The organism is Methylotenera sp. (assembly GCF_030684185.1).
GTDB lineage: Bacteria > Pseudomonadota > Gammaproteobacteria > Burkholderiales > Methylophilaceae > Methylotenera.
On the sequence record NZ_JAUXOY010000022.1, the window covers coordinates 43,223 to 51,268 of the forward strand.

Genomic DNA, 8,046 nt, shown 5'->3' on the forward strand with positions numbered 1-8,046 from the left:
TACGGCTATTCTAAATGCGTCCTAACAGGACTCCCATTTAATTAACAGGAATACAGCATGCTAATAAAAGACAGTGAAATTGTTGACCTCAATACCCCAACAGGCAAAATGCGCGCTCATATTTTTCGTCCTGCTGCTCCTGGTAAATATCCTGCTATTTTGATGTTTTCTGAGATTTTTCAAGTCACTGCGCCAATACGCCGTACAGCAGCAATGCTAGCTGGACATGGTTTTATTGTCGCTTGCCCAGAAATTTATCATGAATTTGAACCGCTAGGCACTGTGCTATCTTACAATGAAGCTGGCACTTCGCGCGGCAATGAACTTAAAACCACCAAACCTGTAGAAGATTACGATAACGACGCACGCGCTGTGTTAGATTATTTAAAATCACGTGATGATTGCACGGGCCGCTTAGGCGCCATGGGCATCTGTGTGGGTGGTCACCTTGCTTTCCGTGCCGCTATGAACCCTGACGTACTTGCTGCGGTATGTTTCTATGCAACAGATATACACAAAAAATCATTAGGTTTAGGCAAAAACGATAATTCATTAGAACGCGCCAGCGAAATCAAAGGTGAACTTTTACACATTTGGGGTCGCCAGGACCCGCACGTGCCTTTAGAAGGCCGCAATATGGTGAAAGCCCGTTTGGAAGAAGTGGGAACACGCTTCACCTGGCATGAATTCAATGGTCAACATGCATTTATGCGTGATGAAGGTCATCGCTATGACCCTGCCTTATCACGCTTAAGCTGGGATTTATTGTTAGAATTATTCAATCGCCGTTTAGGCTGGGGTGATTTGGATATGGAAGACAGTGGCACAGCTGAAGCACGTCACTAAAAGCTTACATACGTTCGTGCTAGATATTTCTACAGACTCAGGGCGGACGATAAAATAACTTTATAGCAGCATTTGCACTAATCGTTACCACTAAAACTTATCAACTTAAGGTTTAATCACATCATGGCAAAAACAATCGATCCTTGCACCCTTGTGCTATTTGGCGCAAGCGGTAACTTATCTCGCGTTAAACTGATGCCAGGCTTATTTCGCCTGGATGCAGCAGGTCGCCTACCGGATAACATGGCAATTTTGTCGGTCGGCCGCAGTGCAGTGGCACGTGAGGCGTGGCTGGCTGACATTAAAGGCATGCTCGATGCTAAATTCAAAAACGGCTACGACCAAAAAGTTTTTGACCGTTTTATCGCACGTAATCATTACTTTGCGAATGCATCTGATGACCCTGATGCATACAAAAAAATGAGCGTAACTTTAAGTGATACGAAAATATTTCCACAAAACTTCGCCTACTTCTTGTCAGTTCGCCCTACCGATTTCGCACCTGTTGTAGAACAACTTTCTGAAGTTGGTTTGTTGGACGAAAGCAATTACTGGCGCCGTGTGTTGATTGAAAAACCATTTGGTACAGACTTGCCAAGTGCGCAAGACCTACAAGCAAGACTCACCAAGCACTTAAAAGAAAGTCAAATCTACCGTATAGACCATTATTTAGGTAAGTCGGCTGTACAAGGCATTATGCTTACACGTTTTGCCAATGCAATATTTGAGCCACTTTGGAATAAAGAACACATTGACCATGTGCAAATCACCAATAACGAGACTTTAGGCGTAGGTGATCGCACTACTTTCTACGATGCAACAGGTGCATTACGCGATATGTTCCAAAGCCATCTACTGCAAACACTGGCAGTTACAGCGATGGAGAAACCAAAAGATTTGCAACCGGAAAGCATCCGTGCAGAGAAAATCAAGTTACTTCAATCCATTCGCCCTGTAGATGTAAAAAACATCAACAAACAAGTCTTCCGCGCGCAATATGCTGCTGGCCGAGTTTGTGTAGGCGATGGACACGGCGAAAACGTACATGGCTATTTGGAAGAGCTTAAACGTGAAGGTGTAGAATCAAGCCAAACTGAAACTTATGCCGCCGTAAAACTCTTTATTGATAATCCGCGTTGGCAAGGCGTGCCATTCTACGTGCGCACTGCAAAACGCATGCATGAAGGCAACACGGCAATTTCTATCCGCTTTAAAAAAGCACCTATGGAATTGGTGGATGGTCAGCATCAAAACTGGCTCACCATTAACATTCAACCGCGTGAGTGCATCAAACTGGAAATTGAATCAAAAATCCCAGGGTTAGACATTGCTACACGCACCTTGAGCATCGACGCTCCACAACGTCAAAAAGAGGATGAAACCATAGACTCTTATGAAACCTTAATGCTCAATCTAATGGAAGGCGACCCATCTCAATACTTACACATTAGCGAAGTTGAGGCACAATGGCGCTTGGTTGATCCTATTGTGAAAGCATGGGCCGCAGACAAAACGCCGCTACATCAATATCGCGCAGGTAACCGTGACCCTGAAGAATCCAGCGTCATTTTTGAAACCAGTGACCAGTTTTGGCGTTACTCTATTGAATTGGGTGGCGATAAACACTGATGAATTCTGTAATTTTTTAATACATAATTCATCTTTGCACTTTATAATGCCCAACTGAAACTGTTGGGCATTTTTTATTTTTTTGAGCAAGATTATGAGCATAAAATCAGACAAGTGGATACGTAAAATGGCAGAGCAACACGGCATGATAGAGCCGTTTGAGCCTAATCAAGTCAAGCAGAATGCCAATGGCGAGCGCATGGTATCTTACGGCACATCAAGCTACGGCTATGATATTCGCTGTAGTAAAGAATTCAAGCTGTTTACTAACATTAACAGCACCATTGTTGACCCAAAAAACTTTGACCCGAATTCATTTGTAGAGGTCAATGCAGATTACTGCATCATTCCCCCTAATTCATTTGCCTTAGCGCGTACAGTTGAGTACTTCCGCATTCCACGCAATGTGTTGACGATATGCTTGGGTAAATCCACTTACGCGCGTTGCGGCATCATTGTCAATGTCACGCCATTCGAGCCGGAATGGGAAGGTTATGTGACGCTAGAGTTCAGCAATACCACACCGTTACCTGCCAAAATCTACGCCAATGAAGGCTGCGCGCAAGTGCTGTTTTTTGAAGCAGATGCAGATGATGTTTGTGAAACCAGCTATAAAGACCGTGGCGGCAAGTATCAAGGCCAAGTTGGCGTCACCTTACCTAAGATTTAATTGAGGAAATCCATTTAATGAAGTTTCGTTTCCCCGTTGTCATTATTGACGAAGATTTTCGCTCAGAAAACTCCTCAGGTTTAGGCATTCGCGTACTTGCCAAAGCTATAGAAGACGAGGGCTTTGAGGTGCTAGGTGCAACCAGTTATGGCGACCTGACTTCTTTTGCTCAACAGCAAAGCCGCGCCTCGGCATTTATTCTATCAATAGACGATAATGAATTTATTGAAGAAAACCCTGATGCCCTAAGAGGTTTGCGTAGTTTTGTTGAAGAAATTCGTCACCGGAACGAGGAAATTCCCATTTTCTTATACGGTGAAACGCGCACCTCGCGCCATATTCCTAATGATGTTTTGCGCGAACTGCACGGCTTTATTCATATGAATGAAGATACACCAGAATTTATCGCGCGCCTGATTATACGCGAGGCTAAAGCCTATCTGGAAAGCCTGCCTCCACCTTTCTTTAAAGCGCTTACACATTATGCGGCGGATGGCTCTTACTCATGGCATTGCCCTGGTCATTCTGGTGGCGTGGCATTTTTGAAATCACCCGTTGGGCAAATGTTTCACCAGTTTTTTGGCGAGAATATGTTACGTGCTGACGTGTGCAACGCGGTGGAAGAACTAGGTCAATTGCTAGACCACACAGGGCCTGTAGCGGCTTCTGAGCGCAATGCGGCGCGCATTTATAATTGTGACCATTTATATTTTGTAACCAATGGCACTTCTACCAGCAATAAAATGGTGTGGAATTCAACTGTTGCGCCAGGAGATGTAGTGGTAGTAGACCGTAACTGCCATAAATCCATTTTGCACGCCATTATTATGACAGGTGCGATTCCTGTATTTTTAATGCCAACGCGCAATCATTTTGGCATTATCGGACCGATTCCAAAAAGTGAATTTGAGTGGGAAAACATTCAAAAGAAAATTGACCGCAACCCGTTTATTTCCGACAAAACCGCCAAACCTCGCGTGCTGACAATTACGCAATCCACTTATGATGGCGTACTGTATAACGTAGAAGAAATTAAAGACATGCTGGACGGTAAAATCGATACCTTGCATTTTGACGAAGCTTGGTTACCACATGCCACATTTCATGATTTTTATGGAGATTATCACGCCATTGGCGAAGGCCGCCCGCGCTGTAAAGAAAGTATGGTGTTCTCAACGCAATCAACTCATAAATTATTAGCAGGCTTAAGCCAAGCGAGCCAAATTTTGGTGCAGGATGCAGAAAATAATAAGTTGGACCGCGATATTTTCAACGAAGCATACTTAATGCACACCTCAACTAGCCCGCAATATTCGATTGTGGCAAGTATTGACGTAGCCGCCGCCATGATGGAAGCGCCTGGCGGCACGGCTTTAGTTGAAGAGAGCTTGATGGAAGCTTTAGACTTCCGCCGTGCCATGCGCAAAGTAGACGAGGAATGGGGCGCAGACTGGTGGTTTAAAGTTTGGGGGCCAAATGACTTAAGTGAAGAAGGTTTAGAAGCACGCGAGGCGTGGATGCTGCATGCCAACGATGATTGGCACGATTTTGGCGACCTAGCACCTGGTTTTAATATGCTAGACCCAATTAAAGCCACCATCATCACGCCGGGCTTGGATATTAAAGGCAATTTCTCGGATAAATTTGGGATTCCTGCCGCAATCGTCACCAAATACTTGGCTGAACATGGCGTGATTGTTGAAAAAACAGGCCTATATTCATTCTTCATCATGTTCACTATCGGCATAACCAAAGGCCGCTGGAACACAATGGTAGCGGCATTACAGCAATTTAAAGATGACTACGACAAGAACCAGCCGCTATGGAAAGTCTTGCCTGACTTCATCCAAAAACAACCCAGGTATGAAAAAGTCGGCTTGCGTGATTTATGTGAACAAATTCACGCAGTATATAAAGCAAATGACGTTGCACGCTTAACCACTGAAATGTATTTATCTAACATGGTGCCCGCCATGAAGCCAACCGATGCTTTTGCTAAAATGGCGCATCGAAAAATAGATCGTGTGCCCATCGATGAATTAGAAGGCCGCATTACTGCCGTGCTGTTAACGCCCTACCCACCAGGTATTCCGCTTCTTATTCCCGGGGAACAGTTCAACAAAGTCATTGTGAATTATTTAAAATTTGCGCGTGAATTTAATGAAAAATTCCCTGGATTTGAGACTGACAACCACGGTTTAGTGAAGCAGATAGTGGATGGCAAAGCTATTTATTATGTAGATTGTGTTGAGCAGTAACAAAGTAAATCACTATGAGACCTTTGCAAAAGTGTTTAGTGTGGATAAAGTACAAGGCGCACGGAACACAGAAGCCGAGATAGTACGCTGTGTACAGCGAGGTTGCGAGTACCGCGCAACGCAGTAATTTGCCGCAATAAATACTTTTGCAAAGGTCTCACTAAGTTTTGCACAGGTTAAATAATACTTATATGTGGGTATAAGTAATATAACTAAATGGCAACCCTTGCGCTGAAATATGTGTTTCGCGCGAGGTTTCTTGCCAATGCTTTAAATCAACTACAGGGAAAAATGCATCCCCATCAACGGTCAAATCTACCTCAGTAACATATAGTTTATCCGCAAGTTTTAACCCATCTTGATACAACTCAGCACCACCAATCACAAAAGCTTCATCATCGTTTTGGCATAATACTAAAGCGTCTTCCAGCGAATGCGCTATCAGCGCACCTTCAAGCTTGTAATGTTTATTACGTGTCACAATAACGGTGGTGCGCCCAGGCAACAAACGCCCCAGCGACTCATAGGTTTTACGCCCCATAATAATATGATGACCCATAGTAAGCGCACGGAAGCGCTTGAGGTCTTCTGGCAGGTGCCAAGGTAGGGTATTGTTAATACCAATCACGTTGTTTTTAGCAATCGCTACAATAAGTGAAAGTGCTTTCATTGGAGTATTATACTAGGCTTGTCCAATAGTTTTAACAGCCAAATATTTTAACCTCTGGTAACTTAGCTAATTGTATTTACTTAAAAACATCACTATATCCACTTGCAAATCACTTATCCAAAATCATTTTTAAAACTGCTGCTGATTGGCTTTGCGCTGGCAATGTTGCCATTATTGGTAGTCTTTGTGAATGCAAACATTTACTTTGGCAAGCTGACCAAGCAAAGTTTGTTTAACATGTCACAAGCAGTTGAAACAACACGTTCAAGCCGAATTCTGCTTGAAGAACTTGCGGTGATGGAACGCAGTGCGCGCCAGTATTTTGTGCTGCATGATAAGTTATTATTTGAAAATTATGTAAATGCACATGATAGATTCAGTTACGCCATCAACACGTTATTATCGCTTCCAATCTCAAAATCACTGCAGCCTCAATTGCTTGCGTTAGCTAAGCAAGAAAATAATCTATTCAATTCAATAAATGATGATAAAAATTCAAGCTTCGACCAAAGTATGGTTAATGCTTTCACCAATTTAACCAACCAAGGTTATAAAATAACCGAACAAAATAACCGCTTGATTGACCAAGAATCGGCCCTGTTTAAAACCAAAGTTGTACACACTCAACAATTACTGTTTTGGCAGACACTTACACTAATACCGTTAGCGGTGCTAATAGCTGGCTTGATTACATGGATGATTGCAAGACCCATACGCCGCATGGACGCAGCCATACACCAGCTTGGCAGGGGTGACTATGAACATGAAATAGAAATTAACGGGCCTGGTGATTTGCGCCAGCTTGGTGCAAGACTCAACTGGTTACGTCTCGCGTTAAAAGACTTGCATCAGCAAAAGCAGCGATTCTTGCAACAAGCCTCACATGAACTTAAAACACCGCTAACCGCCATTCGCGAAGCTAGCGAGCTGCTGAATGATGGCATCGCCGGAAAGCTCAATCAAACACAAAGTGAAGTTGTACACATATTACGGGAAAACAGCTTACGACTTCAAAAAATGATTGAGAACCTGCTGTACTATACAGAAATTCAGTTTAATTCTTCAGAATACCAATCTAGCTCATCAGAACCAAAACTAATACAACAATCACTAAGTGCGCTAGTAAGCGAAATCTTACATGCCTACGAGCTGACAATTTCACAAAAAAATATTACTGTAATTAACTCAACTGATGACATTATCATGCATGTGGATATTGAAAAATTACGCACAATATTAGATAACTTAATTTCAAATGCTGTTAAATTTACGCCTAATAATGGCGAAATTATGATTGATGCCAGTCAATCGAAATCTATGCTTATCATTGAGGTTAAAGATACGGGACAAGGTATTAGCCAGGCCAATTTAATCGGAATTTTCGAACCTTTTTATCGCGGTGAACAACCTAATAGCAGCCTGGTAGCAGGTAGTGGTTTGGGCTTATTTATAGCAAAAGAAGCAGTTGATGCACTTAAAGGTGAAATTAAGCTAGCACCATCGCAAATTGGTGCACATTTTATTTTACGCTTACCATTACAGCATCCTGCCGCATAACCCTATTGCTTTGGTCTATATGAAAACATTTAACTTATTTATCACTTTTTTTCTTTGCTTAACTTCTGTTGCATGTGTGAACTCTGCGGTAAAACAAACTGCAAGTAGAAATTCAACTGGAAATATAGGCGAAGTAATAAAAACCTTTACAAGAAGTAATGATGCCAATGAGTTCTTAAATTTCGCTGATTTATATTCTAACTTACCAGTTGAAGCGCAAAAACAAGAACTCACAGCTACAAATCAGGCATTAGCTGACAACCCCAATGATCTATTAGGGGTGAACGCAGAAAACGGAAAAAATTGTACGTTAAGCTAAATTCATCACACTTTATCGGGTTTTTGCTAACAAACGCACAACCGTTGACGGATGTACCTGAAATAACCTGGCAGCATCAGCACCTGTTTTTTGGCCA

The 8,046-nt window shown here is 42.6% G+C and carries 7 protein-coding genes; 6 read left to right on the plus strand and 1 reads right to left on the minus strand.

Annotated features, from left to right (window positions below; genetic code table 11):
- Nucleotides 1–57 precede the first annotated feature (57 nt).
- The 4 genes from Q8J82_RS09195 to Q8J82_RS09210 all read left to right on the plus strand — a co-directional run bounded on the left by Q8J82_RS09195 (nt 58) and on the right by Q8J82_RS09210 (nt 5,403).
- Nucleotides 58–846, plus strand: a complete 789-nt coding sequence (locus Q8J82_RS09195; RefSeq protein WP_304890787.1) for a dienelactone hydrolase family protein — start codon at nt 58–60, stop codon at nt 844–846.
- A 123-nt stretch (nt 847–969) separates the two neighbouring features.
- Nucleotides 970–2,475 carry a glucose-6-phosphate dehydrogenase gene (gene zwf, locus Q8J82_RS09200; RefSeq protein ID WP_304909167.1) on the plus strand — a complete coding sequence of 502 codons (1,506 nt, stop codon included), beginning with the start codon at nt 970–972 and terminating at the stop codon, nt 2,473–2,475.
- A gap of 94 nt (nt 2,476–2,569) precedes the next feature.
- A complete protein-coding gene (dcd, locus tag Q8J82_RS09205; protein ID WP_304909166.1) occupies nt 2,570–3,145 on the plus strand; it encodes a dCTP deaminase in 576 nt (191 codons plus the stop codon).
- A 17-nt stretch (nt 3,146–3,162) separates the two neighbouring features.
- On the plus strand, nt 3,163–5,403 hold the full coding sequence (locus tag Q8J82_RS09210) for an arginine/lysine/ornithine decarboxylase (RefSeq protein WP_305328167.1): 2,241 nt from the start codon (nt 3,163–3,165) through the stop codon (nt 5,401–5,403).
- A gap of 187 nt (nt 5,404–5,590) precedes the next feature.
- On the opposite strand, the gene Q8J82_RS09215 is transcribed toward Q8J82_RS09210, so the two are convergent.
- On the minus strand, nt 5,591–6,073 hold the full coding sequence (locus tag Q8J82_RS09215; RefSeq protein WP_304892264.1) for a dihydrofolate reductase: 483 nt from the start codon (nt 6,071–6,073) through the stop codon (nt 5,591–5,593).
- A gap of 102 nt (nt 6,074–6,175) precedes the next feature.
- Between Q8J82_RS09215 and Q8J82_RS09220 the strand changes: the two genes are divergently transcribed.
- A complete protein-coding gene (locus tag Q8J82_RS09220; RefSeq protein WP_305328168.1) occupies nt 6,176–7,630 on the plus strand; it encodes a HAMP domain-containing sensor histidine kinase in 1,455 nt (484 codons plus the stop codon).
- Nucleotides 7,631–7,649: 19 nt separating this feature from the next.
- Nucleotides 7,650–7,949, plus strand: a complete 300-nt coding sequence (locus Q8J82_RS09225) for a hypothetical protein (protein WP_305328169.1) — start codon at nt 7,650–7,652, stop codon at nt 7,947–7,949.
- Nucleotides 7,950–8,046: the final 97 nt, after the last annotated feature.